The sequence below is a fragment of the Microbacterium sp. MPR-TSA4 genome (assembly GCF_058792815.1).
The window spans coordinates 20252-46140 of sequence record NZ_JBXAFF010000024.1; the positions used below are offsets into that span (position 1 = coordinate 20252).

Here is a 25889-nt window from a genome sequence, read left to right on the forward strand (position 1 = left end):
CACAGCATATCTACGGCGTGTTCGCGCACGCACGCACGCGCGCAGGCAGCAATCAGCGGCAGGACGGCGACATCGGCGGCGGGGTCGAGGCACCGTCGGACACGTTGTCGCACGTGACCGTGTTGCCCGCCCGCCGCGCGGCGCCGACGACGGTGACGGCGACGGCGGATGCCGAGAGGTCGAAGGTGTTCCGTGACACGGTGTTCGACGCACCGCTGCGGACCTCGACCGGAGTCGAGATGCTGTGGATCTGGATGCCGTCGCCTGCCGCGACGGTGAGGCGATTGTCCGCCACGAGCCAGCCGGTGCCCTTGAGGTCGACCACCGAGTCGACGGCGGCGGCATCCGCGATGGAGAGCGTGTTGCCGGTGATCACGCCGTCCGACGTGCCCTCCTTGACGTCGATGGCCTCGGCGGTGACGTCGAAGACGGTGGTGCCGGTCACCCGGTTGCGGTCGCTGCGGTCGGGTTCGCACGCGGTGACGGTGCACCAGTTCGATGCGGCGGTGCCGATGTAGACGCCTTCGCCGAACTCCGGCGTGGAGCGGCCGGTGCCGTGGATGACCAGTCCGTCGATCACGTTGTCGCTGCTGCCCGCGCGGAGGTGGACCGCCTCCTGGCCGGTGCCGGACACCTCCAGACCCGTGAGGGTCGTCGTGGCGACACCGTCCAGCACGATCCCCTTCTGCCCGCCGGTCACCCGGAAACCGGTGAGCACCCAGTCGGCGACGTGGTCGAGGTGCAACGCGTAGCCGCTGTCGACCGATCCCCCGTCGAGCACCGACGCGCTCGTGCCGCACAGTGTGATGGGCTCGTCGGCGCCGGAGGTCGTGATCGTGAACGGGCCGCGATAGGTGGCTGCGGCGAGCGCGAGCACGTCGCCGGGTCGCGCGTCGTCCAGTGCCCGCTGGAGGGCGTCGGCCGAGGGATCGACGGCCCGCGCCTGCGGTCCGCAGGCACCGACCGCCGCGCCGGCCGCGGAGCCCGGAGCGTCCGGAGCGCATCCCGCGAGCGCGGCAACGAGGACGCCGAGCGCGGCGACAGCCGCGGCGGCTCGTGTTCGCATGCGCACGAGTATGACATCCCGGGCGCGCGGGTCCGCGCCCGGCCCGGACGGGCTTCTCAGACGCTCGGGAGGCGGCGCGTGCGCCGCAGGCGAGCGGAGTGGATACGGTCGCCCCGCCGCAGCCCCCCGGCAGGGGCAGGGCGACCGTCTTCCCGGGCGATGTGTGGGGTCACATCGCTGGTGGGGATGGGGCATGCTCATCATCGACGATGCGGGACCCGTTGTGGGGCTAGATGAGAGGAATCTCACCTGCACCGGGCAACGGCGTCACTCCCGCGTGCGCGAGATACCGGCGCGCGGCCTCGACGCGGGCGTTGCGCTCGGGGTCGGACCCGACACCGAGCAGGGCGTAGGACGTCCGCAGGTGCGCTTCGACCGAACGCGGCGAGATCGCGAGCCGCCGCGCGATGGCGGCGTTGCTCAGCCCGTCGGCGACGAGAGCGAGGACCTCGCGCTGGCGCGGGCTGAGGCGGCTCAGCGGGTTGTTGCGACGCGTCGCGCGCTCGGCGCGGATGGCGGGGTCGAGCACGCTGCGCCCCTCCGCCACGGAGCGGATGGCGTAGACGAGCGCGGATGCCGTCAGCGACAGGTTCTTGGACAGCACGCCCCATCCGGCGGTCTCCGAGCAGTGCACCTCCCGCAGCTGGTCGTGCACGTCCGGCGCCGACAGCACGATGATGCCGAGCCGCGGCGAGCGTGCGCGCAGCGCGTGCCCGAGAGAGATCCCGTCGCCGTCGGGCAGGCGCGGCCCGAGCAGAGCGACATCGATCGCACGGTCGGTCGCGGCGAGCGCGTCATCCATCGAGGCGCAGGCGCGCACCGTGCGCATGTCGTGCTGCTGGTCGACGAGACCCGCGAGAAGATCGCGGAACAGGGGCTGACCCTCGACCACGAGCACCCGCAGCGGTCGCCGACCCTCCGTCACGCGGGTGGGGAGGCGTCGTCGCCACGATGCGTCGTGGTGGCGAGGTAGCGGGCGACCGAGATGTCCCGTCCGACCAGGCCGGCCGAGCGACCGGTGACCCGACTCCACAGGCTCGGCACGACCCGAACCATCGTGATGCCCTCCAGGCGCAGCTGACGCGCGGTGGGAGGGTCGAGGTAGCGGCGGGCCGGCGCCGTCTGCCAGTGCGCGTCGACGTAGATCTCGACGATACGGGCGCCGCCTGCTCGGCTCATCGTTGGTCCTCTTTCCCCAAGGCACGACCCGCCACGGGCACACGCGCGCACCCCGATCGAGCGGGTTGCGCGGCGTCGCGAGTGCTCCGTTCCCAAGGACGGAGGGGTCACGCGGGGCCCCATGACCTCGCGCAGGATCATTGTGGCGCAGGCCGAAACACGCATCCGACCGAACGCCGCGATTTCACGAGAGTTTTACGTGAAATCACCTAGCGCTCCGGGCGGGCGCGGCGGGCGCGTCGATCCGTGAGCGCTCCCACGGACCGTCGGCGGCGGCATCCCGCGGCGCGCCCGGAGCCGTGGTCGCGTCGACCACCGCGCGACCGTCAGCGCGGCGCGTCTTCCAACGGGAGCCGGAGCGTCAGCCGCGCACCCGGCGACGGGCGCGCGCCGGCTCCCGCGACCAGGGCGAGCTCGCCGCCGAGCACCTCCGCCCGGCGGCGCAACCGCGCGAGCCCGGACCACGGCGCATCGGGACGGGGCGGAGCGCCGTTGTTGCGGACGGCGACCCGGAGGTGATCGGCATCGGCCCGCGCGTCGATCGTGATCTCGTCGGCGCCGCCGTGACGCAGCGCGTTGGACAGGGCGTCCTCGATGACGCGGATGACGAGCACCCTCGCCTCGTGCGACAGCCGGTGCTCGACCGTCGCGAGCACATCGGCGGCGGGCGCCCGCACGGCCACCGAGGGCGGCAGGCGCACGACGAGGGCGCGCACGGCGGGCGCCAGTCCGCGCTCGAGGTCGACCGGGTAGAGCCGAGCGCTGAGCGCCCGCAGCTCTTTCTCCCGCAGGCGTTCGAGCTGCCCCGCGATGGCGGTGAGCTCGGCCGCACCGTCCTCGTCGCGCGGCCGCACACCCGCGGCGAGGTGGCGCAGCCTCGTCTCGATCACGACGAACGTGCCCTGCACGCTGCCGTGGATGGTCTCGGCCAGTTCGTACCGGAGACGCAGCTCCTCCTCCTGCAGCTCGGCGACGAGCCCCGCCGCCCGGGCCTGCGCGACGGATTGCCCGCGCTCGGCATGGCGGATGCGGCGGGCCACGTCGACCTGCACGAGACCCAACCCGATCGCGCAGGCCGCGGCGAGGGTCGCGCTCGCGAACTCGCCCGCCCCGACCGAGGTGCCCGCGTCGTCGGCGGCGAGCAGGGAGATGACGACGCGAACCCCCGCCAGGGTGAGGGCGGCGCCGAGGGCCAGCACGAGGACGAGTCCGCAGCGCGCGAGGAGCCCATAGCGCTCGGGGCGCAGCACGTGGACGGCGGCCAGCATGGCGATCGGCGCGACGACGGCCGCCGTGGCCGGCGCGGCGACCCCGACGTCGCTGCCCCAGGTGCGCAGCAGCACCGACTGCAGGCTGGTGTACAGCGTGATGGCGACGGTGGCCGCGGCGGTCGCGACCAGCGCGATGCGATGGTCCGTCGCGGCATCCGACGAGGGATGGCGCGACTGCGACGCGCCGCTCATCCTCCGGCTGTCCAGGGCGACGCGGTGTGCTCCAGATAGCTGCGCACCGCCTCGACGCGCGGGTTGCGCTCGCGGCTGGCGGGAAGTCCGAGCACCGCGTACGCGACGTTGAGGTGCGCGTCGACCGACCGCGGTGAGATGCCGAGACGGTCGGCGATCGCGGCGTTGGTGAGCCCCTCGGCCACCAGGGCGACCACCTCGTACTGCCGGGCGCTGAGGCGCGACAGCGGGCTGTTCCGCCGCACTTCGCGCTGCGCGCGGATCGCGGGGTCGAGCACCGCGCGCCCGGCCGCGACCGCGCGGATGGCGTACACGAGCGCGGATGCCGAGAGCGAGGAGTTCTTCGAGAGGAAGCCCCAGCCCGCCGCTTCGGCGCCCGGCACCTCCAGGAGGGTGCTGATCGAGTCGGAGGCCGAGAGGATCAGCACCCCGAGACCGGGACGACGGCGGCGGAGCTCGCGGCCGAGGCTGATCCCGTCGCCGTCCGGCAGTCGCAGGTCGAGGAGGGCGACGTCGAGGCTGCGGACGTCGACGATGCGGGTGCCTTCGGCGCTGCGCGCGACCGCCGCCACGCGCAGACCCTTCTGCTCGCCCAGGAGCACCGCGAGCATCTCGCGGAACAGCGGCTGGTCCTCGACGACCATCACGTCGAGGGTCGGCAGGCGCCCGTTCACGGCCGCGGCACGGAGGCGGGACGCGGAACCAGAGTGGAGGTGCCCGAGGTGCGCGGATGCCGCGGGCACGAGAGTCGGGGGCGCGCTTGTCGCATGTGAGGTCTCCTGTCGACGTCTCCCCCGCCGCGCACCATTGTCACGCATCCGCTTCGACGCGCCGGTCGAAAAGTCGGCAGAACACGGCGTCCTCGGGCGGAGAAGCGCAGATTCGCTCGGTGATTCCACCTAGGGGCGGGCGGCGCAGAGCGAGGTCCGCGCCGACGCTCTGCTAGAACCGGGGAGGGAGGAAGTCCGTGGCGAGCACGGGATGGGACCCATGAATCTGGCGAGCAGGAGCGCGAACCAGCCGGCCTCTCCTCGGGGTCGGCGGACACGTCACGCCGCCGCGAGCGACGCGTCCGTCCTCGCGACGGTCAGCGATGCGGTCAGTGATGCCGTCGTCGTGACCGACGAGCGCGGCATCCCGGTGCGCCTCAACGCTGCGGCCCGCGAGGCCTTCGCCCGGGCGGGCCTGCCGGAGCGGATCCGCGCCGACGCGGAGTACCGCGATCTGCGGTTCTTCCATGCCGACCGCGTGACCCCGATCACCGTCGGCCCTCCCCTGCTGCACCACGTCACGCACGCCGGTTCCCGCATCCCCTATACGACGTGGGTGGGAGAGGGCGACGACCAGCGGGCGATGTCGATCACGGCCCGGCCCTACGCGGACGCGCGCGGCACCCGTCGCGGCGCGGTCATCGTCGCACGCGACATGACGGTGATGTTCGAGGCGGCCCGCATCCGCGACGACTTCCTCCGTGACGCCGCACACCGCCTGCGCGGACACCTGACGACGGTGGCCGGCTACGCCGAGCTGCTGGAGACGGATGCCCATCTGGGGGAGATCGGCGAGCGGTTGACGCGGGTGACCGGTCAGCTCGTCGACACGGTGGACGACCTCTTCCGCACGGCCCGCGAAGACATCGCCCGATCGATTCCGCCGGCCGATCTCTCCTCGGCCCTGGCCGACGTGTGCTCCGTGTTCCTGGCCGTCGCGGCGGCGCGGGGCGTCACGCTCCAGGTGATCGACGAGGGATGCGGGCGGGTGCGCTTCGAGCAGGCGGAGCTGCGTCAGGTGCTCGCCGATCTCCTCTCGCACGCGATCGGCCATTGCGCCACGGCGGGGAAGGTGGTGGTGCGGGCGCACCGGGACCACCACCGCACGACCGTCTCGGTGAGCGACGACGGACTCCACACGAGCCACGATCAGCGTCGCCGCGAGCTGGCGCAGCTGACGGGCGGGCCGGCGCCGGAGGAGGCGGCCCCGGGCACCGCCCGGCGCAACGTCGTGCGCGCCAATCAGGCGACGCTGTCGGTGCGACCCGACCACCCGGTGGGGACGATCGCGAGTCTCGTGATGATCGCGGTGTGAGGCCCTGCGGGCGGGGAGGCGGCGGGGGTTCGTGCGCCGCGCCTCACCGCGTGTGGATGAGGGCGACCCCGGCCTCCACGAGCTCACGAGCGCCGGGGTCGGTGTCGGGGATGTCGGCGATGATCGCCGTGACGGCGTCGAGGCCGAGCACGCCGTAGCGCGAGGCGGTGCCGATCTTCTCGTCGCTGCCGAGCACGTAGGTGTCGGCGGCGCGCGCGGCGAGGGTGCGCTTCATGGCGGCCTCGTCGGCGTCACCGGTCGTGAGTCCCGCGGTGGGATGGATGCCGGTCACTCCCAGGAAGAAGAGGTCGGCGCTGATGCGGTTCGCCGCTTCGACAGCGGCGGCGCCGCACGCGACCGCCGAGTGCTTGAAGAGCTGGCCACCGATGAGGAAGACGTCGACCGCGTGGTCGAGCAGTGCCGCCGCGATCGTCGGGCTGTGGGTGATGATCGTGCCCGGCTGGCTGCGCGGGAGTGCGGCGACGAGGGCGAGGCTCGTGGTGCCGCCGTCGAGGATGGCCGTCGCGCCCGGTTCGATGAGGGCTGCCGCGGCCGTCCCGACCCGGCGCTTGCTGTCGGGGGCGACGCCGGTGCGGGCGGCGTAGTCGACGACGGCCGGGGATGCCGGCAGGGCGCCGCCGTACACGCGGACGGCGAGACCCGCGGCGTCCAGGTCGCGCAGGTCGCGGCGGATGCTGTCTTCGGACAGGCCGAGCTCCGCGGCGATCTCCTTGGCGACGATGCGACCGTCGCGGCGGAGGCGATCGAGCAGCAGGTCTCTGCGGGCGGCAGCGAGCATTCACGTTCCTTCTTTTTTTTGCACGTTCTTGTCGTATTGTAGCCGACATGACCGCATCTCTCATGATCCTCATCGCCGGCCCGTACGCATCGGGCACCGACGGCGACCCCGCCCGGATGGCGCAGAACCTGAAACGCCTGGAGACGGCGGCCTGGCCGCTGTTCCAGGCGGGGCACGTGCCGATGATCGGCGAGTGGGTCGCATTGCCGGTGCTGGAGAGCGCCGGCGCGTCGGGACCGACCGATCCGCTTGCCGCGCAGGTCATGTACCCGACGGCGGAGCGCCTGCTGCAGCGGTGCGATGCGGTGCTGCGCCTTCCCGGCGCGTCCCGGGGAGCCGACCAGGACGTCGCGATCGCCGAGGCGAGGGGCATCCCGGTGTACTACGCCCTCGAGGACGTGCCCGGGGTGGCGCCGTCAGCGGGACAGGAACGCCGCGCCTGAGGCCGTCGCCGACCTGCGCGACGGCGGCCCACTCGGGACCACGCGGCATCCAGCCCACTCACGACCCGACGTCGACGCTCAGAACGGTGCCGCCACGACGGCGGTCGCGTTGCGGCCCGGCGGGGACGTTCTCGTGGGCGGCGCGACGGCATCGGCCACGAAGGCGACGAGCGGAGTCGGCGCATCTTCTCGGTAGACCCGCCCCGTCGGCGAGGTCCATTCGAGCACTCCCCTCCCGCGCTGTCGCACCGCCCAGGGGGTGAACTGCTTCATCGAATGATGTCGTTGACAGAGGTGCGCGAGGTTCCAGAGCGCGGTGGGTCCGCCTCGAGCCGCATCGACGGTGTGGTCGATCTCGCAGCGGATCGCCGCCCGCCGGCATCCGGGGAACCGGCAGTGCTGATCGCGCGCCCGCAGGAACCGCCGCTGCGGCCAGGGCGTCCGGTAGCGGTCGACCGCGACGACCGTGCCGTCGATCGGGTCGGTGAGCACGCGCGAGAGGCTGGGGGCGTTGGCCGCGAGACACCGCGCCGTCTCGGCATCCACCGGGGTACGTCCGACGAGGTCGACCGGGCCCTCGTCCGCTCCGAGGAGCGCGAGGACCGGCACCACCACCTGTACCTGGGCACGAATGCCGCCCAGCACACCGGGGCCGTCGCCGTGGGCGGTGGGGTCGAGGGCGGGCGTGGCGGTCAGGAGCAGGTCGCTGAGCACGTCGGCGCGGATCTGGTCCACCGAACGCGCGTCGTCGTCGCCCGGCTCGCGGGCATCGACGATCACGGTCGCCTGCCGGGTCAGCCGATCGAGGATGCCGTCGGCGATCACCGTCGGCACGGTGGCGACGACGTCGGACATCCCGTGCGCGCCGGGAACGACGCGAACCCGTCGGCCGGCGCTCGCGTCGCGGTGCCGGTCGGTGAAGGAACGTTCCGCCGCGCGTTCGGCGAGGATCTCGACGGCGGCGCGGACCCGGTTGGGAGTGTCGCCCTCGCAGCGCCGGATCGCTTCGGCCTCGAAGTCGGGCCGCCGATCGACGGGAACCACCGCGCCCGCGTCGACGATCACGCGGACATGGCCGCGCGTGATCCTTCCCCCTTCCCAGGCGTCGAGCGTCGCCGGAAAGCCCTCGACGAGTTCGCGCGCCTCACCGATGCGCTGCTGCACCGTGCGGTCGGTCACCCGCAGCACCCCGCCGAGCTCCGCGGCGATCGAGCGCAGCACCATGTCGTGCTCCCGCACCGATCCGCGCTGGCCGGCCGCCTCACGCTCCGCGAGTCGACCGGCGCGCGCCAGCATCCGGACCTCGGCGACCTGCGCCTGCGTCAACGCGGCCGCCACCCCCTCGGCGTCGGATACGAGGCCGGCGAGCGCGGTCACGTACCCGCCGCCCGCATCAGCCTGGAAGACGCCCCCCGGCGTGAACTCCGTCATGCGTCCATCATGCCGCGACCCCCGGACATTCGTTCGAATGTCCGGACGAGCACGCCGGTCGCGGCGCGGGCCGGCGACACGTCCGGCAGAGGCTTCGCCCAGATGATGACGGCGAGGATCACCGACACAGCGACCAGCGCGCCGGCCGAGACCGCATCCCACCACTCCCGCCACCACCTCGCGGCGACGAACTCCGCCGCTCCGCGAGAGCGACGCCGTCGGGACTCCTCCGTCACGGCATGCGGCTTAGGGGCGCCCCATCCCGTAGTACGTCCAGCCCGCGGCGCGCCAGGCGGCGGCGTCGAGCCCGTTGCGCCCGTCGACGACCACGCGCCCCGCGGTGAGCGACGACGCGTGCTCCGGCGGCAGCTCGCGGCGGTACTCGTCCCACTCGGTCACGAGGACGAGCGCATCCGCATCGCGGATGGCGTCGTCGCGGTCGTCGACGTAGGTCAGCTGAGGGTGGATGCGCCGCGCGTTCTCGATCGCGGCCGGGTCGGTCACGGTCACGTTCGCACCGAGGCCGTGCAGGCGCACGGCGACGTCGAGTGCGGGCGAGTCGCGGATGTCATCGGAGTGCGGCTTGAACGCCGCGCCGAGCACCGTCACGTTCTTCTCGTAGACCGAGCCGCCGAGACCATCCACGACGAGCTGCACGGCGCGGTCGCGGCGTCGCAGGTTGATCTCGTCGACCTGTCGCAGGAACGCCACCGACTCGCCCCGGCCGAGCTCCTCGGCTCGCGCGGAGAAGGCGCGGATGTCCTTCGGCAGACACCCGCCGCCGAAGCCGATGCCGGCGCCGAGGAAGCGCCGGCCGATGCGGGCGTCATGGCCGATGGCGTCGGCGAGCTGGGTCACGTCGGCTCCGGTCACCTCGGCGATCTCGGCCATGGCGTTGATGAAGCTGATCTTGGTCGCGAGGAAGGCGTTCGCCGACACCTTGACGAGTTCGGCGGTCGCGTAGTCGGTGACGATGAACGGCGTGCCCTTGGCGACGGACGGGTGGTAGACCTCGCGCAGCACGGATGCCGCGACCTCTCCCTCGTCACCGGCGGGGACGCCCGCGACGAGGCGGTCGGGGTCGACGGTGTCCTGGACGGCATAGCCCTCACGGAGGAACTCCGGGTTCCAGACCAGCGTCGCTCCGGTCGCCGACACCCGCGGCGCGAGGCTCGCGGCCGTTCCGACCGGGACGGTCGACTTGCCCGCGACGATGTCGCCGGGTGCGAGGTAGGGCAGCAGAGCGTCGAACGCCGCGTTCACATACGTGAGGTCGGCGGCGTAGCTGTCCTTCTGCTGCGGAGTGCCGACGCCCACGAAGTGCACCTTCGCGCCGGCCGCGTCGGCCATGTCGGTGGTGAACCTGAGGTTGCCCGACGCGATCCCGGCGGTGAGGATCTCCTGCAGACCGGGCTCGAAGAACGGCGCCTCCCCCTTCGACAGGGCGGCGATCTTGCGCTCGTCGACGTCGATGCCGACGACCTCGTGACCGATGGATGCCATGGCGGCAGCATGCACCGCGCCGAGATAACCACAACCGATGACGGACAGCTTCATAGGAGCTCCTGTTGGGGGGACGGTGCGTGCGAGGAGAAGGAACACGCAAGACTGTTCCTACCAGAGACGCGTATCCGGCATGTAAACGAGGGAGCGCAAAAAGGAACACACGCGCGAGCGGGCCGCGGGTGGACTCGAACGGACGAGTGCTGGCCGCCAGCGCCGCGGAAATTGCGCACCTGGGTATCTGAATCGCAGAGACTCTGACCGGGGCGCCGTGCGTCCGCGCTTTGGCGCGGACATGGGTTCATCAGATGGGGCCGCAGCCTTGCGGAGGCGTGTCCAGAAGTAGCCCCGACGGGAACAGGGCGTACGCGTCGACCAACGCCGTGCGCTCGTCATCCAGGGGGGCAGTGCGGAAGGACGGAGCGGACGTCGCATTCTTCGCCAGACTCCGCCAAATGTCCGGCTAATCGAAGATGAGAAGATTCTCACCTTCTGCTACATTCGGCGGCACGCGGCGGACATCGGGAGCGCGGGAACCGAAGTGCTGGCTGCGAGAACTGGGGCACAGGGTGACGGAATTCACCGAGATCGACGCGGCGCCGCCGTTGAGGCACCCACGTTCTGACGGGGTCTCGCCCACCTGCAACGAGTGCGAGCACCCCGCAATCATCAAGCCCCGCCGCCCCAGCTTCCTCCGAACGTTGTTCCGGAGGCATCCCCGCCCTGCGGAGTGCCAGGTGCGTGTGCACGACGTCTCCGGCCTCGGAGCCATGCCATGCGGGTGTCGCAACTCCCTGCACGGTTCATAAGATCCGGGGAGGTGCCGACGACCCCACCTGCTGGAAGATCGTTTCCGAAGCCTGCGAGCGTGCGCATGGGCGTAACACTCGGTAGGTATCCTTTCCGGGTCCCCGACTCGAAGGAGCCCTCGTGCCCGCTGGCCCCGCCCAGAGCGTCCACGGATCGTTCGCAATACCCTCGCTGGACGGCATACGCGCGGCTGCCGTGCTCATCGTCTTCATCGGGCACGGCAAGACGATCGGCGGTCCGTGGCCAGGCGACGTCGGGGTGACAATATTCTTCTTCCTTAGCGGCTACCTCATCACTACTCTGTTGCGCCGAGAATACGACCGCAGCGGCCGCATTTCGCTCGGGAAGTTCTACCTGCGGCGCCTACTTCGCATCCAGCCTCCCGCGCTGATTTCGATCGCGCTGTGCGTCATCGTCGGCGCAACAGGGCTGCTGCCGTCGACCATGAACCTGTGGGGCATCGTCGCTGAAGCACTGAACATCACGAACTACTACATGATCTGGGCGGATGGGTCTCAGGGGTCGGCGCACTTCGGCCTACCGCCGGAGTCGAGCATGTTGTGGTCACTCGCAGTGGAAGAGCACTTCTACCTGATCTTCCCGGCGCTGATGATCGGGATGCTGTGGCGAAGGCTCAACTACCGCACGATCGGCTGGATCCTCGTCGCAGCGTGCGCTGTCGCGCCCGTCTGGCGTGTGTGGTTGGCACTCACCGGAGCCGAGTTCTACCGGCTCTACATCGCGACGGACACGCGGTTCGACGGACTCTTGGCCGGTGCGGCGATGGCGCTTCTCGCGAACCCGTCCCTGGGCGACAAGTCACCGTTCGGAATGGCCGACCGTACGATCAGGTACATTGCGGCGCCTATCGCTGCAGTCGTCTTCTGCGTGATGGCCTTCGTGCCACAGAGCCTCGGCCTCACCGTTGGCGACACAGTGATCTACGCATGCCTCGTACCGCTCTTCTGGTACGCAATAGTCCATCCCGAAGGAGTCTCGGGTCGCGTTCTCAACAGCGGTGTCGTCACCCAGATCGGTTTGCTGTCGTTCTCTATCTACCTGTTGCACCGACTCGTGCTTGGCCTCGTCGAGCAAGTTGTCCACGTTGCGCCGTTGATCGATGCGATCTCTCTGGTCGTGGTGATCGGCGTGGCTCAACTCATGTTCATTTCGGTGGAGAAGCCGCTCGGCAAGGTGCGCAAGCGCCTCGAGTCCCGATTCACCGCTCCTACTTCCACGCGGGCCTCGTTCCAGTAACCTCTCTCGCGCGCAGCGGCCTTCCTTCAGCCGCGGCGGTAACCGGGTGATCACGCAACGTAACGTCGCGTTCTCGCCGAACACCTAGAGTTGGGGGCGTCCGGCACGTGACTGGCAACGACGCGTGCCGACGACACGCTCTCGACCACAACCAGAAGAGGTCTCAAAGTGGACGGTGTCTCGCTCGCGTGCATCGCGCTTCTGTTCATCCTGCTGGCGATACTCAGCGCCCACCGCTCACAGTCGTGGCTCGCACCAGCACCAGTGTGGAATCTCTGCTGGGCAGCCCTCTTCGCGATGACTGCTGCTCTCGGATACGGTTTCTACTTTCCGACGACTCCTGTTGCCGCACTCGTCCTCCTCGCGGCGACGTACAACGTGCCAGCCTTCGTCCTCAACTCGGCCGTGACCCCGAGGGGGACGCCCGAGCAGGACGAGCAATCGCGCCGCTATGCTCCGCCTGCCTGGCTTCTGTTGGTGACCGCAGCGATCGGATTCCTCGGGCTCGTCAAGCTTGGACAGGATTTGGGGACGTCTCTCTTCTCCCTCCGATCTCTCGACCAGCTATTCAGCCTCGGTCAGCAGAACGCGGTGACGATCTTCCGAGGAGAAGCCAGCTTCTCCTTCGTGGTAAACATCACTTTCGCCGTCCTCCAGCTCGGAGGCGCCCTCGCCGGAGTCAGGATTGCGCTGAGGCCAACGGCACGCACCGTCTGGGCGACCCTCCCCATCTTTCTCATCGCCTTCCTTTGGAGCTCCGTCACCACCCAGCGCTCGTACCTCCTGGTCCCGGTCGTGTGGTTTGCGGCCGGGTACATAGCCGCCGAAGTGTGGAAGGGTAAGAGATCGCTCCCTTCCAGGGCGATTGCCAGTGCTGCCGCCGGCGGCGCCGTGATGCTCTTGCTCATCGTCTTCCTGAGAGCTGTCCGGACAGGAGGCACCAGCGCAGAGCTGTCCGAACAAGCGTTCGCTCCGACACGTCTGTGGCTCGCTGGCTACGTCCCCACGTTCTCGGCGTGGTACGAGCAATCCGAATCGACTGGACTCAGCTTTGGCTTGTTCAATGGCGTCGTCGCGCTCGTTCAGCCTCTGCTCGGGGGCCGCTCAGTCGATGACAGCGGCGACGGCAACTTCTACTACATCGGTGAGGGCCTGACTTCCAATGCAGGAACGATCATGATGCGCATCGTCGGAACAGGCGGACTGGCATGGGGGGCCCTGACCGTACTCACACTGGGTCTCATCGCGCAGGTGGTATATCGTCGCGCCGCGAGAGGCAGTGCCACAGCGGCCGCGTTGTACGTCGGAGTCATAGCTTTCACGCTGTGGTCGACGAATGCCTGGTTCCTCGGTTACGGCGGGCGGGTGCTGGCGCTGGCGGGTCTTCTCGCCATGGCCTGGCTCGCGGGATCAGCGCTGAGACGTGAACGGAACAAACTCGGCGCCTCGACACCTGTGCCACCGGTGGCGCATAGGAGCCCGGCGGCGCTTCTCTAGCTGCGCCTCAGCCTGGTTCAGAGCCGGGCTGCACGAACCCGCCTCAGCCGTGAACGCGCCCCGGTCGCAGTCCGCCAGAACGGCACGTATGCACGCCGGAGGAGCAGCACGACGGACGAGCGCAACGCAGTCTTCGGTCTTATCGTCGCGACCTCTACGAGCTCACGCCAGCGCATGGATGCGGCCCCGTTCGACACCTCCGCGCGCGCAGTCTCGGGCTTGCTGAGGCGGAGGGCGGTGTTGACCCGAGACAGCATCCAGAACTCGTAGTCATAGACCAGCTTCAGTCGGCGCGTGCGCGATGTGTCCGGCAGCACCTCATCGGCGACAGCCTGAATCGCCTCACGACACCGATCGAGGTTGTCGAGCTGCGGCTCTCTCGAGTTCGTGATCGATCCTTCTCGGACGATGTGCCAGTAGAGGTCCTCGCGAAGAATCGATACCCGTTGCGCCCGGGCAACGATGGACGTGAGCCCGCAGAAGTCGCTTTGAGACCGCTGGAGGGGGAACGCCGGAAGCTGGATGAGGTCGCGTCGAATCAACTTCGTCCAGAGGTATCCCTTCAGACCGCCCTGGAGCATCTCTTCGATCGCCTCCGGACCCGTGAACGCGTCACGGCCCGGCAGATCCTCGACGCGGCCTCGCACAAGCCCATAGGCCGACTTCCACCTGCCGCAGCAGACAACGATGTCGGAGTCGGTCGTCCGGGCAGTACGCAGGAGGGCCCGGACGATGTCTGCGCTCCATTCGTCATCCCAGTCAACGAACCAGATGTAGTCACCCCTCGCTCGTTCGAGGGCCGCGTTCCGCGCATTGGCGACACCCCGATTGTCGGGCATCGTGATGACGGAGACATTCGGCTTGCCCTGAGAGAAAGCAGTCGCTACATCGGCGGACCCATCAGTCGACCCGTCATCGACCACGATGATCTCACCATCTTCCGGACAAGTGTCGAGCACCCGCTCAAGAGCCGCGTCGAATCCCGAACCAGCGTTATACGCAGGCAGGATGATCGAAACGGAAACGTGCACACCGGCGATCGAGCTCATTTTCTTGCTCCCGTCATCTCGACTTCGGTGGTGTCCAGGTGGCGAAGGTCCGGCCGCGTGCACCCAGGAACAGGCCGTGCATCGTGGAAGTCAGGGCAAGAAGCACTTCGCGCAAAGTCGCCAGAGCATGAATGCGCCGGGCACCCACGGTGAGCGAGAACGCAGCCAGGAGAATCGCCGCCAACGCTACGAGGGGGTTGAGGAACGCAACCGCCAGGAGGCCGGCCACCGCAGATACGAGGACGAACGCGCCGCCCCACCAGCGGAGGACCTTGTGCGAGGCGTACTTCCAGCGATCGACTGCTGTCATTGCGTGCAAGCGCGGCCGCATCACCATGTGGGTATGAAATGCGCGCGCTGCGATGCGCACCTTACGCCGGTACTCCTCGGCTGACTTCGCGACCAATCTCTCTCGCGCGACGACATCTTCTGCGTAGATGAGACGGTATCCGCCAAAGACCACAGACATCGTGACGGTGAAGTCGTCCTGGACCGTATCGGGAAAATCGGGGTACAAGATGCGTCTCACGGAGAAGATCGATCCATCGCCACCCATCACACTCCCGGTCCTCGACTCCAGTCTTTTGAGTTCCTCGTCGATCGACCAGTACCGACCGCCTGCCGCCTGCGTTGCAGTACCTTCGGCTCCTTCGTAGACGAGGTGGCCGCACACCCCGCCGACGCGTTCGTCCGCATAATGCTTGAGGAGAGCGTCGGGAACTCCGTCGTCGATAAGCACGTTCGCGTCGGTGAAGATGAGGAACGGGCGGTTCGTCTCCATGACGAGTCTCTTCATCCCGTGAGCCTTGCCGGTACGTCCCGGCCCCCTCACGACGCGAACATTCGCACCGACCGACGCGTAGATGTCGCCGCACCCGTCCGTCGAACCGTCGTCGTAGACAAAGACGACAAGCTCTGGGTAGCGCCCAATGAGCTCCGTGAGGTTTGCCGCCTTCTCCATTGCGGACCCCGCCTCGTTGTAGGCGCAGAAGAGAAGCGCGAACTGCGAACCACTCGATGAGGAGCCTTCAGCAAGCACATTCTTCGCACTCTCTACAGGCGGAAGACGTCGGAGCACACGTGGATAGATGAAGTACGGGTAGAGGAAGAGAAGCAGTGACGCCACGCTGATGCTCAGCAGCACGATCACCGCGGGGAGCGCGGCGAAACTCATCTGGTCCCTCCCGCTGCCAGCAGCGCGCGCACCGGCAGGATGTGCTCATCCCAAGAGAATCTCTCGCTCGCCTTGTGCTGCGCACGCTCGCCGATCCGGCGGACGAGCGCGGGGTCGCCGACGATACGTTTCAGTGTGGCCGCCAGTTCCTCGACGTCGCCACCGTCCACCAGGAGCCCATCCACCCCACTGTCGATCAGCTCGGCGGGCCCGCCGGCCAAACCCGAGACCGCGACGCATCCGAAGAGCATGGAGTCCGCAATCACCAGTCCGAAACCCTCGAAGTCATTGCCTTCGCCCTCGTTGGTGTGAGGGTGCAAAAAGACGTCCGCCCACTTGTACAGCTCAGGCACGTCGTCGTCGTCGACATAACCCAAGAATTCCACCCGATCCGAGAGCCCCAGCCGTGCCACCTCTTCCTCAAGGCGCGCACGCTGGTTTCCGGTCCCTGCGATGCGGTACACGAACTCGCGTCCCGTCTCCTCGCGCAGAAGCCTCAGTGCCTGGAGGGCCGAGATGTGGTTCTTCCGCGGCACCAGCCGCGAGAGGGAGAGAATCCTCAGCGGGCGCTCGCCGTCGAACCAGACCGTTCGGCTAGCCGACTCGGAGCCCCAGGACACGCCGTTATAGCTCACCTGCCAACTCTCGGATGCCTGGGCCATGCCTGCGCTGGCGCCGAGGTCTCGCGTCGCAGATGAGACCGTCATCACCAGATCCGATCTCGTGATGATGCGACGCATCAGTCCTCCGACACCGCGAGGGTGGTTGAGTATCTCTCGCCCGTGCACGGTTATGATGCGAGTCGCACCCGGTGCCGCGAGATAGGGAACTGTCGCGACCCTCCACGTGGTCGCATGAGTCGGCGCCTCTCTGAGTGCCTTCGGAAGCCTCGCATAGGCGCGCATCATCTTGAAGAAGGCAGCAAGCTGCCCGCCTGCTCCGACGTTGTACACGCGAGGAGCCGGCGCGCTCCCCGTGGAGCGCCATCCGGCCGGCCCCTCGGTTTGCGTGATGACATACACGTCGAACCCCGCCCGCTGATACGCGAGTGCGACTTGCTGGGAGTATTGCTCCACCCCGCCAGGAGTCGGAGGGAAGCCCTTCGCGAACAGAACGATCGGCTGCTCCGCGATCATGTTCGAAGTTTCCACGTTCTCTATCTCCATCGCAGTCGTCCACCCTCGCGTGTAGCCCGCGTTCTTTGATCGCGCCCTCTCACACCTCAACCTCCCGATCGAAACGTCGAGCTTGCTGAAGCAGGACGAAGATGAGCAGAGCGTATCCAGCAACAACTCCGGCACCGTACCCGGCAGCAGTCCACAGCAGATCTCCTGTCAACGCGCTCGCTATCGCAATCGAGAGGACTGCCACTGCGAGTCGTGTCACCTGAAGAATGAAGAGAAGCCGTTCTTGGCCGAGCATCGGAAGTAGAGGCATCAGGGGTCCTGCAAGCAGCTGGAAAGAAATCGGGATGGCCAGAATCGCGGTTACCGTCCCTGCCGGCTCCCAACCCGCTCCCAGAATCGGAGCCGCGAGCGGCGGGGCCAGCGCGATGAGTGACGCAGATATGAGCAGCGAAACGGCCGCCAAGACCACGATCTGGCGGCGAACTTGCGCATGCAGGCCCGGCCGCCTCTCTCGGATGAGGGGAGCCGAGTGACTTTGGAGCGCCTGGCTAAGACCTTGACCCAGAAGGCCGATCGGCGTACCAGCGATCCGCTGCGCCACGCCGACATAACCGCTCGCACCGGAACCGAACAAGGGGCCAGCGGCCACCACGATTGCTTGCCCGGTCGCGGACGCCGACACACCCGAAGCGATCGCGAATGACGCGCGGTGCCATGTGTAGGGGTACCGCTCGGCAGGCGCAAGTGACTCTCGCCACCTGTCATCACGCCGGCGAGTGCACAGCACCGCAAGGACCCGCCCCAGGAGGAGCGCAGCGGCGAGGTACACGACGGGAAGTCCCGCCGCGAGGACTCCGCATTGCAAGGCAGCCGTCACGACGCCGGCGAGAGCATTGCGGACAGCGAGCCGCTCCCGCGCACCGCGTCGGATCAGGACGGCATTGTCGAGCACTGTCAGCGCGAGTGCAGAAAGGATGAGCGCCGTCATCAGGAGCACGCTCGGAGCATCTTTGACATCCGCAACGAAGGCCACGCCGGCGGCAATCGCCAACCCACCACTGGCGAGCACGGCCGCTGCGGAGGCACGTCGCATGAGGGTCCTCGCGTTCGCATCATGAGTGAACGCTGGCAACACGAACTCGGCTCTCAATGTTGCTGCTGGTTGGGCCGTGGTCGCTATCGCCATGGCTACCTGGTAGAGGCCGAGAATCGACGGGCCATATGCACGCGTCAGGAGCGGGACCACCGCAAGCATGCTCACCTGCCCGACGACCTGCCCTGCGACGAGGAGCAGGGTGCCATGCTTTCGGCTTCGACTCACCGCGCCTTCTTCCATGTGCGAGGGAAGGCGGAGAGCGTTCTGCGCGCGGAATCGAGCGCAAGATCGAGATCGGCAACGCGCGCGTCCACGGCCTCGGGTGTGAGCGAGGCCAGCGCCTCCAACGAGTCGGAATCGCTGAGACTCACGTCCCCCATGTCGACCGCTTGGAAGTGGCGCGCGACCTTCACGCTCCCCAGATCCGTCCATGCGAGCGGGACAGCCCCTTCTGTCGCCGCAAGGATCAATGCGTGAAGGCGATCAGAGATGATGAGCTTGCAGCCCGCGTAGAGTTCGCGAAGCTCGCGCTCGCGGACATCGTGGGCGCCGGGCTCCCAGGCGAAGATATTCGCTCCGAGAAGATCGGCGACCTCCTGAGCGCGTTCGCGGTCGCGGACGACTTGGACGACGACCACGATGTCCAGCCCGAGACGATCGGCAGTTTCCCGTACGGAATCCAACCATTCCGCAGACGGGGCGGGGCGGTCTCCCCTCAGCGAGACCGCGATCAGACTGCGGCGACCGGGCTCCTCAGGCTCGGCTCGCTCGATCGAGAAGGCCCAATCCGGCACAGTCGGGGCCTCGATACCGATGCGGTCCGCGCTTGTCGGTTCACGCCACGTCACCTCGTGGGCGAGCCGGGCGTAGAGGCGGTAGGGCCACGTGAAACCGCGACGGATCGACTTGACCCCAGCGCCGAGCCACACGAGGTGTCCGCCGGACACGCGCACCACCAGCGACAGCGCCAAGAGAGGAATGAACAACAACGTTCCCTTGCGCGTGACGGTGAACTCACCAGCGTTGAGAGCGAGAGAGGCTCTGCCCGTAACGGCCGCTACGAGGAGGGCGCCCAGCCAGCCTGAATAGCTTCTCGCTCGCTCACCCTCTTGCAGGCTCAGACCGGAGACGTAATCGTCGTTACGCCCTGCCCACACATAGATCGGGCCGGCGCTACGCAGTCTGTTCGCGTACGGTCGCCGGAGGAGTGAGTCCCCGACGTTATCCTCCTGACCCGTGAGTACAACGAAATAGCGGCGGCGTGAAGTCGTCAAGAGAGATTCCTTGGATCGGGTCGTGAGTTCGTGGGCCCGCGGAGGCGTATTCAGTGGGCTGTCTCGCCCGGCGCAATGACCGCTCTGGCGGTCTTAGCCAGAATGACGAGGTCGCCGACCAAGGACCAGTTCTCCACGTAATAGAGGTCAAGCCGGACGGCATCTTCCCAGTCCAGGCTCGAGCGACCGCTCACCTGCCACAGGCCGGTCAAGCCGGGGCGGGCGAGCAGACGTCGACGCGCGGCATCCGTGTAGAGCGCGACTTCTGCGGCGATCTGCGGGCGAGGGCCCACGAGACTCATCGATCCGCCAAGGACGTTGAACAGCTGCGGGAGCTCGTCCAGCGAGTATTTGCGGATGAACTTACCCACGGGAGTGATGCGCGGGTCGTCCTTGATCTTGAACAGCGGCTTCTCGCTCGTGCCCTGCGCCTCGAGGAGCGCTTTCAGCTCCTTGTCGGCACCAACTCGCATAGAGCGGAACTTGAGCATCTTGAAGGGCTCCCCGTTGCGACCGACGCGCTCCTGCTTATACAGAAGGGGACCAATACTGGTCCAGGAGACCGCAACTGTCACGACGAAGAGGACGGGCGACAGCAGCAGGATGAACAGCGAGGCGCCCATGACGTCGAAGGTGCGCTTGACGAAGAGCTGCCCCCGGGTGAAACGCGGGGTCTCGACATGGATCAAAGGCAGACCCGCGACAGGTCGCGTGTGCAGTCGAGGCCCAGCAATATCGACGATGCTCGGAGCGAGGACGAGATGCTGCCGCCCGGCCTCGAGACTCCAGGAGATTTCCTTCACCTTGTCGGGCGGCAGCTCATCCGTGCTGGTAATAGCGACCGTGTCAGCGTTGACGGCCGCCATCGCTGACGGCACCGAGCTGACGCTGCCCATGACAGGAACGTCAGTCCCGTCGACGACATCGGCGACCTTCCCGTGCGGCACGCACGCACCGACGACCACGTAGCCGGATCGCGGTGTCCGTTGGAGCTCACGAGCGATCTGCGCGACGGAGGACTCCGAGCCAACGAGCAAAAGCCTCGCCGACCATTGACCGTCGCGCCGCTTCGAGAGCAACCAGTGCCGCCAGAGCCACCGCGTCCACAAGAGAACGCCCAGGCCGATGGGAAGGCTCAGAAGGAGAAAGCCGCGCGCAACGTCGATTTTCAGGAGGAACGCCACGATCGCGATCACACCGAACAAGCGGAAGCTCGACGAAGCGACCCGCACGTATTCGCTGGTCCCGATACCGATCACCCGATAGCTGCGGGAGTCGCTCCACGAGAGCGCACCCATCCAGAGTGCGATCAGCACGAAAGAGAAGGCCCAGTAAGACACATCCGTGATCCGAGCGTCGTCACGGATCGACAGCTGCGCGTTGCCGAAGCCGAACCACGCGATCTGGGTGCCGAACACGACCCATACGAGCACGAGCATGTCACTGACAACGAGGCGACGTTGATATCTGCGACGCCAATCGTCGCGGGGTGGGAGAGCGGGACGCATGATGCTGGCGGCCTGAGTCGACGTTCCCACTGAAGCTGAGGCGCTGAAGCCGCTGTTCGCGCGGGATGCTGTCGAGTCGTGAGGCGACTCCGTCGTCGCATCGACCTGGATATCGGTCGACACTTCGGCGTCCTCCTTCTGTTCCTCTGGTCCTGGGCCCCCCGGCTCTCGGGAGATTATCAGCCGAATGTGTCAGGCGTGTGACGCCTGCCAGCTCGGTTACTCCCGGTGACACCTGAGCGTAGGGGCCAAGGGAGGCCGGCTCATCATCCTTTTGGTGAAAACTTGGTGACTCAGGTGACTCAGATGAGAGCGGTACCGACGACCACGAGGGCGAGATACGTCACGTTGTAGACGACGTGGGTGAGCACCGCACCCCAGATACGGCCCGTCAGGAGCACGACGAGCGCGCACGTGGCACCGACGGCGAAGAGTTGGATGCCGTCGCTCAGCGTCAAGACGCCGGCGGTCGCATGCAGCAGCACGAAACCGCCCGCCGACACCAGCAGCGCCGTCATTCCGGCGGCGACACCGCCCACGCCGCGTCGCAGCAGCTGGTAGACCGCCACGAGCACGACCGTCCGGAAGAAGAACTCCTCCACCACGGGCGCGATCACCCCCGCGGGGAGGGCGTCGGTGAGCCACCATCCGGACGGCAGGGATCCGTCGAGGCTCACGGCGGAGGGGAAGGACGCGGCATCCGCGCCGCTCACCCATCCCTGCATCATGCGCAGTGCGATCCCCAGCCCGAGGCCCCACAGCAGATCGGTCGGCCGGAAGCGCAGGAGCCCGGCAGGCCGGCCGCGCAGGAAGGCGAAGGCGATCGCAGCACCGAGTCCCGCCCACAGCACGACGGTCGACGCGAGCGGTGCCCACGGCGCCGCGATGCGACTGACCGCCCCTCCCCCGACCACCCCGATCCCGACGCCGATCAGCGCCGCCGACAGCACCGTCAGGTCCCACCGCCGCACGGCACGGCCGCCCTCGCGCCAGTCGGTGCGCTTGCGGCGCCGGCGCGGCCGATGGGCGGCATCCGGGGTCGACACGGGCGTGGCCCGTTCCGACTCGCTGCGCTCGCTCGACGACCGGGACGCGCCGGCGGGAGCGGGATGTTCCGGCGCGCCGGACTCCCCCCTCGGCCGGGGGGAAGGCGAAGCGGGGTCGCTAAGCTGATCGGGCACGTGGCCAAACTACCGGTCGCGCAGCGAGCCACACACTCCCCCCGCTCCTCCCGACACCGGAAGTCACCGTGCTCGAGATCCTCACCGTGTGCACCGGCAACATCTGCCGTTCCCCTCTGGCCGCGCAGCTGCTGGCCCTCCGCCTCGCCGACATGGACGTGTCCGTCACCAGCGCGGGCACGCGCGCACGCGAGGGGATGCCGATGACACCGGAGGCCGCCGATCTCGCCGCCGCCCGCGGCGTCGGCCCCGCGCTCACCGCGGCGCACGGCGCCCGCTACCTCACGCCGGCTCACGTGCACGGCGCCGATCTCGTGCTGGCGATGGCGCGCGACCACCGCCGCGAGATCGTCGAACTCGATCCGTCGCGCACGCGCAGCGCCTTCACCGCACGGGAGTTCGCGCGGCTCGCGGGCGACGTCACCGACGAGGAGCTGCGGACGGCCGCGGCCGACGCGGGCGATGCGCCCGGTCCGCGGGAGCGGTTCGCGGCGGCGCTCGCCGTGATCGCCGGCCGTCGCGGGATCACTCTGCCCCCGGCATCCCCCGATGAGGACGACGTCGTCGACCCGTACGGACGCTCCGCGGCGACGTACGAACGCTCCGCGGCGGAGCTCGAGCCCGGACTCGCCGCCGTCGAGCGCGTGGTGCGGATCGCGCTGACCGGTCGTTGAGCGAGCGCAGCGAGTCGAAACGCCTGTGGATAACTCACTCCAGTGTCGAATCTATGTTCTAATGTCGAAGGCATGGAGAACCGACTCGATGGCATCGCCGCAGCGCTCGACGCGCTGACGGCCGCCGGTGGTGGCCGGGCTCCGGAGGCGCTCTCATCGGGCGAGCTCATCGAGGTGAACCGCATCTTCGGTCAGCTCATGCGACAGGTGGATGCCGCGTTCGCTCTCGTCGCCGCGGAGATCGCCCGGCAGTCGCGACCGCAGCTAGGCGGCGACTCCCTTGCGAAGCGGCAAGGCTTCCGGTCTCCGGTCGCGCTGATCCAGGCGACCACCGGCACGAGCGTCGGCGAGGCGATCAGGCTGGTGCAGGTCGGCGAGGCCACGGCGTCGCGGGCGACGTTCGGCGACGACGAGCGGCCGGCGGCGCATCCGCATGTGGCGGCGGCGGTCGCGACGGGCACGCTGGGTATGACGGCGGCATCCGCGATCATCGGGCTGCTCGATCGGCTGGCACTGCGGGTCGACCCAGACCGTCGAGACGCGGCCGAGCAGGAGTTGTGCGAACGGGCACCGGGGCTCCGCGCCGACGAGCTGTCGCGGCTGCTCGCGCGGGCCGAGGCGCAGCTCGATCCCGACGGCATCGCCGCCGCACACGAGGAGCACCGGTCGCAGCGTGCCTTGCGCGTCCAGGAGCGCGACGGGATGCTGCATCTGACCGGTGTGTTCGACGTGGCCAGCGGTGCGCCCATCAAGACCGCGCTCGATGCGATGGTGACGCGGGTTCTCCAGCAGAACGAGCATCGCGATGACGCGGCGCGAGACGAGCGCACGTTGCCACAGATGCGCGCCGACGCTCTCCACGAGCTGTGCGCGCACGCTCTCGGATGCGATCGGGTGCCGACTGCGACGACGACCGTCGTGGTGCGGATGACCCTCGACGAGCTCGAGTCGGGGCGAGGATTGGCGAGCATCGACGGGTTCGATGCCGCGCTGCCCGCGGCCGAGGTGCGGCGGCTGGCGGCGGATCTGCAGGTCATTCCGTGCGTGCTCGGCGGCGACAGCGAGATCCTCGATTGGGGACGCGCGCGGCGACTGTTCTCCTCGGCGCAGAAGCTGGCTCTCGCCGAACGGGACGGCGGCTGCGCCTTCTGCGGGGCGCCCCCGCCGTGGACGCACGGTCATCACCTCTCCTGGTGGGATCGAGATACCGGACCGACCGACATCGACAACGGCGTGCTGCTGTGCACCGGATGCCACCATCGCGTGCACGACGACGGTTGGGAGATCCGCATCGACGGCCGCGGCACGGCGGCAAGCGTCTGGTTCGTGCCGCCGCCCTGGATCGATGCGGACCGCACACCACGGCTCGGCGGGAACGCGCGGTATGCACTCCGGGGGTGAGTCCGGGTGCGAACGACCCACCCGCACGGCATCGTGCCGTTGCCGCCTGGACACCGGCACGAAACATGGCCTATGGCAGACTGAGTCCGATCGTCCGGCCTCCACCCCCCTCTTGGCCGGCAGCGCGTCTTCGAGAGGCACCATGGAGCTCAGCGACTACATCCGCATCCTCCGCAAGAACTGGCTCGTGATCGTTGTCCTGACCCTCCTCGGGCTCGGGGCGGCCGCGGGGTACTCGCTCACGCGCACGCCGATCTATGAATCGTCGAGCACGGTCTTCGTCTCGACCCAGACGGCGGGCACGGCTGCGGAGCTTCAGCAGGGCTCCAACTTCACTCAGGCCCGCATCAACACGTACGTCGGTCTCGTGAGCACGCCCGTGGTCCTCAACCCGGTGATCGCCGACCTCGGTCTCGCCGTGACGGCGGAGTCGCTGGCGGGGCGCGTGAAGGCGTCGGCCACGCTGAACTCGACCCTGATCACCATCAGCGTGTCGGACCCCGACGCGGTCCAGTCGGCGAAGCTGGCGAACGCGATCGCGGCCAGCCTCGCGTCGGCGGTGCCGCAGCTCGAGCCCGAGACCGCGGCGGGCGGGAGCCCCGTCCGCCTGAGCCGCGTCAGCGACGCGCAGCCGGCGCTGAAGCCGTCGAGCCCCAACGTCCCGCTGAACCTCGCGCTCGGAACGCTCATCGGGCTCGCGCTCGGCATCGGTGTCGCCGTCCTGCGCACGACGCTCGACAACCGCGTGCGCACGCCGCGCGACGCCGAGCAGATCACCGGCGCCCCCGGCATCGGCGCGATCGCGTACGACGCGAAGGCGAAGGAACGCCCGCTCATCGTGCACGCCGACCCCCTCAGCCCGCGAGCCGAGTCGTTCCGGGCACTGCGCACGAACCTGCAGTTCCTCGACATGGGCGGCCGGTCGAGTTTCGTGATCACCAGCTCCATCCCGAGCGAGGGCAAGTCGACCACGACGATCAACCTCGCCATCGCCCTGGCCGACGCCGGAAAGCGCGTCGCCCTGCTCGACACCGACCTCCGCAAGCCCAAGGTCGCCGAATACCTCGGCCTGGAAGGCGGAGCGGGCCTCACCGACGTTCTCATCGGACGCGCGAAGGTCAGCGAGGTCATGCTCCCGTGGGGTGGCCGCAGCCTCTATGTGCTCCCCGCCGGCAAAGTGCCGCCGAACCCGAGCGAGCTGCTCGGATCGCACCAGATGAGCATGCTCCTCGACATGCTCGAGCAGGACTTCGACGTCGTCCTGTGCGACGCGCCGCCCCTGCTCCCCGTGACGGATGCCGCGATCCTCGCGCGCGCCACGAGCGGCGCGCTGCTGATCGTCTCCGCCGGCAAGACCACCCGTCACCAGCTCACCGGGGCGACCGAAGCACTCAACACGGTGGGCGCCAAGCTCGCCGGGTTCGTGATGTCGATGGTGCCCACACGCGGTCCCGACTCCTATTACTCCGCCTACGGGTACGGATACGGCTACGGGTACGGGTACCGCGAGGCCCCCGCGAAGAGCGACAAGGCCGGCCGCAAGGCGGAGAAGCGCCGCGGACGGTCGACGCCGCTGGCCACCGTCCCCGCAGCGCCGACGCTGGACGAGCTCGGGTTCGACTCCCGCCGCGAGGCGCGCGAGGCCGACAGGGAGAGCTGACACGTGCCCCGCCAGCGCCGCTTCACCGCGACGCGGGGCGGTGTCACCGTCATCGCGATCGGGCTCACCGTGCTCGCTGTCGCGGTCGCCGCCCTGAGCATCGCCGCGCTCCGTCAGGGGCGCGGTCCCGCCGACGCCGAGACGACCGCCGGCCCGGCGCCGACCTTCACCTACGTCCAGCGGACACCGACGGCCTCCGCCGTCCCCACCCC

24 protein-coding genes are annotated in these 25889 nt (G+C 68.7%); 8 read left to right on the forward strand and 16 right to left on the reverse strand.

Features of this window, described 5'->3' with window-relative positions; genetic code table 11:
• Positions 1 to 52: 52 nt before the first annotated feature.
• From AC1Q49_RS10905 to AC1Q49_RS10925, 5 genes are all read right to left on the reverse strand, one after another.
• Positions 53 to 1066, reverse strand: coding sequence for a right-handed parallel beta-helix repeat-containing protein (locus tag AC1Q49_RS10905; RefSeq protein ID WP_492492126.1), 1014 nt, complete (start codon positions 1064 to 1066; stop codon positions 53 to 55).
• 229 nt (positions 1067 to 1295) lie between these two features.
• A complete protein-coding gene (locus AC1Q49_RS10910) occupies positions 1296 to 1991 on the reverse strand; it encodes a response regulator transcription factor (protein WP_060960303.1) in 696 nt (231 codons plus the stop codon).
• Positions 1988 to 2245 (reverse strand): hypothetical protein, encoded by a 258-nt coding sequence (locus AC1Q49_RS10915; RefSeq protein WP_060960302.1) that lies wholly within the window; start codon positions 2243 to 2245, stop codon positions 1988 to 1990. Before AC1Q49_RS10915 ends, AC1Q49_RS10910 begins: the two co-directional genes overlap by 4 nt.
• Positions 2246 to 2571: 326 nt before the next feature.
• Complete coding sequence (locus AC1Q49_RS10920; RefSeq protein WP_492492129.1) at positions 2572 to 3708, reverse strand: sensor histidine kinase; 1137 nt, start codon at positions 3706 to 3708, stop codon at positions 2572 to 2574.
• Entirely contained in the window at positions 3705 to 4382 is a 678-nt protein-coding gene (locus AC1Q49_RS10925; RefSeq protein ID WP_492492131.1) for a response regulator transcription factor, read from the reverse strand. Before AC1Q49_RS10925 ends, AC1Q49_RS10920 begins: the two co-directional genes overlap by 4 nt.
• 442 nt (positions 4383 to 4824) lie before the next feature.
• Here AC1Q49_RS10925 and AC1Q49_RS10930 point away from each other — a divergent pair, with 442 nt between their 5' ends.
• Entirely contained in the window at positions 4825 to 5793 is a 969-nt protein-coding gene (locus AC1Q49_RS10930) for an ATP-binding protein (protein WP_223848734.1), read from the forward strand.
• Positions 5794 to 5836: 43 nt separating this feature from the next.
• Here AC1Q49_RS10930 and AC1Q49_RS10935 read toward each other — a convergent pair whose 3' ends face one another.
• The gene (locus tag AC1Q49_RS10935; protein ID WP_205283443.1) at positions 5837 to 6592 is read right to left on the reverse strand and encodes a DeoR/GlpR family DNA-binding transcription regulator; all 756 of its coding nucleotides are present in this window, start codon (positions 6590 to 6592) and stop codon (positions 5837 to 5839) included.
• A 47-nt stretch (positions 6593 to 6639) separates the two neighbouring features.
• On the opposite strand from AC1Q49_RS10935, the gene AC1Q49_RS10940 reads away from it, so the two are divergent.
• The gene (locus tag AC1Q49_RS10940; RefSeq protein ID WP_492492134.1) at positions 6640 to 7035 is read left to right on the forward strand and encodes a DUF4406 domain-containing protein; all 396 of its coding nucleotides are present in this window, start codon (positions 6640 to 6642) and stop codon (positions 7033 to 7035) included.
• 78 nt (positions 7036 to 7113) lie between these two features.
• Here AC1Q49_RS10940 and AC1Q49_RS10945 read toward each other — a convergent pair whose 3' ends face one another.
• Genes AC1Q49_RS10945 through AC1Q49_RS10955 form a run of 3 tightly spaced genes read right to left on the reverse strand, consistent with a single transcriptional unit; the run spans position 7114 to position 10023 of the window.
• Positions 7114 to 8466, reverse strand: coding sequence for an HNH endonuclease signature motif containing protein (locus tag AC1Q49_RS10945; RefSeq protein WP_492492136.1), 1353 nt, complete (start codon positions 8464 to 8466; stop codon positions 7114 to 7116).
• Positions 8463 to 8702 carry a hypothetical protein gene (locus tag AC1Q49_RS10950; protein ID WP_492492138.1) on the reverse strand — a complete coding sequence of 80 codons (240 nt, stop codon included), beginning with the start codon at positions 8700 to 8702 and terminating at the stop codon, positions 8463 to 8465. Before AC1Q49_RS10950 ends, AC1Q49_RS10945 begins: the two co-directional genes overlap by 4 nt.
• A gap of 10 nt (positions 8703 to 8712) precedes the next feature.
• The gene (locus tag AC1Q49_RS10955; RefSeq protein ID WP_205283446.1) at positions 8713 to 10023 is read right to left on the reverse strand and encodes a UDP-glucose dehydrogenase family protein; all 1311 of its coding nucleotides are present in this window, start codon (positions 10021 to 10023) and stop codon (positions 8713 to 8715) included.
• 876 nt (positions 10024 to 10899) lie between these two features.
• On the opposite strand from AC1Q49_RS10955, the gene AC1Q49_RS10960 reads away from it, so the two are divergent.
• Positions 10900 to 12036 (forward strand): acyltransferase family protein, encoded by a 1137-nt coding sequence (locus AC1Q49_RS10960; RefSeq protein ID WP_275891111.1) that lies wholly within the window; start codon positions 10900 to 10902, stop codon positions 12034 to 12036.
• Between the two features lie 168 nt (positions 12037 to 12204).
• A complete protein-coding gene (locus AC1Q49_RS10965; protein ID WP_492492140.1) occupies positions 12205 to 13533 on the forward strand; it encodes a hypothetical protein in 1329 nt (442 codons plus the stop codon).
• 17 nt (positions 13534 to 13550) lie between these two features.
• On the opposite strand, the gene AC1Q49_RS10970 is transcribed toward AC1Q49_RS10965, so the two are convergent.
• The 7 genes from AC1Q49_RS10970 to AC1Q49_RS11000 form a co-directional block, all read right to left on the reverse strand.
• Complete coding sequence (locus AC1Q49_RS10970) at positions 13551 to 14582, reverse strand: glycosyltransferase family 2 protein (RefSeq protein ID WP_492492142.1); 1032 nt, start codon at positions 14580 to 14582, stop codon at positions 13551 to 13553.
• Positions 14583 to 14595: 13 nt separating this feature from the next.
• Positions 14596 to 15756 (reverse strand): glycosyltransferase, encoded by a 1161-nt coding sequence (locus AC1Q49_RS10975; protein ID WP_492492144.1) that lies wholly within the window; start codon positions 15754 to 15756, stop codon positions 14596 to 14598.
• Positions 15753 to 16892 carry a glycosyltransferase family 4 protein gene (locus AC1Q49_RS10980; RefSeq protein WP_492492146.1) on the reverse strand — a complete coding sequence of 380 codons (1140 nt, stop codon included), beginning with the start codon at positions 16890 to 16892 and terminating at the stop codon, positions 15753 to 15755. Before AC1Q49_RS10980 ends, AC1Q49_RS10975 begins: the two co-directional genes overlap by 4 nt.
• A 79-nt stretch (positions 16893 to 16971) precedes the next feature.
• Positions 16972 to 18219, reverse strand: coding sequence for a lipopolysaccharide biosynthesis protein (locus AC1Q49_RS10985; RefSeq protein ID WP_492492148.1), 1248 nt, complete (start codon positions 18217 to 18219; stop codon positions 16972 to 16974).
• Positions 18201 to 19253: a polysaccharide pyruvyl transferase family protein gene (locus tag AC1Q49_RS10990; RefSeq protein ID WP_492492150.1), complete on the reverse strand. Its 1053-nt coding sequence runs from the start codon at positions 19251 to 19253 to the stop codon at positions 18201 to 18203. Before AC1Q49_RS10990 ends, AC1Q49_RS10985 begins: the two co-directional genes overlap by 19 nt.
• Before the next feature lie 50 nt (positions 19254 to 19303).
• On the reverse strand, positions 19304 to 20884 hold the full coding sequence (locus AC1Q49_RS10995; protein WP_492492152.1) for a sugar transferase: 1581 nt from the start codon (positions 20882 to 20884) through the stop codon (positions 19304 to 19306).
• Positions 20885 to 21063: 179 nt separating this feature from the next.
• On the reverse strand, positions 21064 to 21807 hold the full coding sequence (locus AC1Q49_RS11000; RefSeq protein ID WP_061781874.1) for a CPBP family intramembrane glutamic endopeptidase: 744 nt from the start codon (positions 21805 to 21807) through the stop codon (positions 21064 to 21066).
• 203 nt (positions 21808 to 22010) lie between these two features.
• On the opposite strand from AC1Q49_RS11000, the gene AC1Q49_RS11005 reads away from it, so the two are divergent.
• The 4 genes from AC1Q49_RS11005 to AC1Q49_RS11020 all read left to right on the forward strand — a co-directional run.
• Positions 22011 to 22616: an arsenate reductase/protein-tyrosine-phosphatase family protein gene (locus tag AC1Q49_RS11005; protein WP_492492154.1), complete on the forward strand. Its 606-nt coding sequence runs from the start codon at positions 22011 to 22013 to the stop codon at positions 22614 to 22616.
• Positions 22617 to 22688: 72 nt separating this feature from the next.
• Entirely contained in the window at positions 22689 to 24017 is a 1329-nt protein-coding gene (locus AC1Q49_RS11010; protein ID WP_492492156.1) for an HNH endonuclease signature motif containing protein, read from the forward strand.
• 142 nt (positions 24018 to 24159) lie between these two features.
• Positions 24160 to 25677 (forward strand): tyrosine-protein kinase domain-containing protein, encoded by a 1518-nt coding sequence (locus AC1Q49_RS11015; protein WP_492492158.1) that lies wholly within the window; start codon positions 24160 to 24162, stop codon positions 25675 to 25677.
• A 3-nt stretch (positions 25678 to 25680) separates the two neighbouring features.
• The coding region (locus AC1Q49_RS11020) for a hypothetical protein (RefSeq protein ID WP_492492160.1) at positions 25681 to 25889 on the forward strand (209 nt) is incomplete at its 3' end.

Bases quoted from the DNA above. Each gene is read 5' to 3' on its own strand.
- AC1Q49_RS10945 (WP_492492136.1), bottom strand. From the start codon at position 8,466: ATGACGGAGTTCACGCCGGGGGGCGTCTTCCAGGCTGATGCGGGCGGC.
- AC1Q49_RS10975 (WP_492492144.1), bottom strand. From the start codon at position 15,756: ATGAGTTTCGCCGCGCTCCCCGCGGTGATCGTGCTGCTGAGCATCAGC.
- AC1Q49_RS11010 (WP_492492156.1), top strand. From the start codon at position 22,689: ATGGAGAACCGACTCGATGGCATCGCCGCAGCGCTCGACGCGCTGACG.
- AC1Q49_RS10955 (WP_205283446.1), bottom strand. From the start codon at position 10,023: ATGAAGCTGTCCGTCATCGGTTGTGGTTATCTCGGCGCGGTGCATGCT.
- AC1Q49_RS10985 (WP_492492148.1), bottom strand. From the start codon at position 18,219: ATGGAAGAAGGCGCGGTGAGTCGAAGCCGAAAGCATGGCACCCTGCTC.
- AC1Q49_RS10935 (WP_205283443.1), bottom strand. From the start codon at position 6,592: ATGCTCGCTGCCGCCCGCAGAGACCTGCTGCTCGATCGCCTCCGCCGC.
- AC1Q49_RS10905 (WP_492492126.1), bottom strand. From the start codon at position 1,066: ATGCGAACACGAGCCGCCGCGGCTGTCGCCGCGCTCGGCGTCCTCGTT.
- AC1Q49_RS10920 (WP_492492129.1), bottom strand. From the start codon at position 3,708: ATGAGCGGCGCGTCGCAGTCGCGCCATCCCTCGTCGGATGCCGCGACG.
- AC1Q49_RS10915 (WP_060960302.1), bottom strand. From the start codon at position 2,245: ATGAGCCGAGCAGGCGGCGCCCGTATCGTCGAGATCTACGTCGACGCG.
- AC1Q49_RS10940 (WP_492492134.1), top strand. From the start codon at position 6,640: ATGACCGCATCTCTCATGATCCTCATCGCCGGCCCGTACGCATCGGGC.
- AC1Q49_RS11015 (WP_492492158.1), top strand. From the start codon at position 24,160: ATGGAGCTCAGCGACTACATCCGCATCCTCCGCAAGAACTGGCTCGTG.
- AC1Q49_RS10970 (WP_492492142.1), bottom strand. From the start codon at position 14,582: ATGAGCTCGATCGCCGGTGTGCACGTTTCCGTTTCGATCATCCTGCCT.
- AC1Q49_RS10980 (WP_492492146.1), bottom strand. From the start codon at position 16,892: ATGATCGCGGAGCAGCCGATCGTTCTGTTCGCGAAGGGCTTCCCTCCG.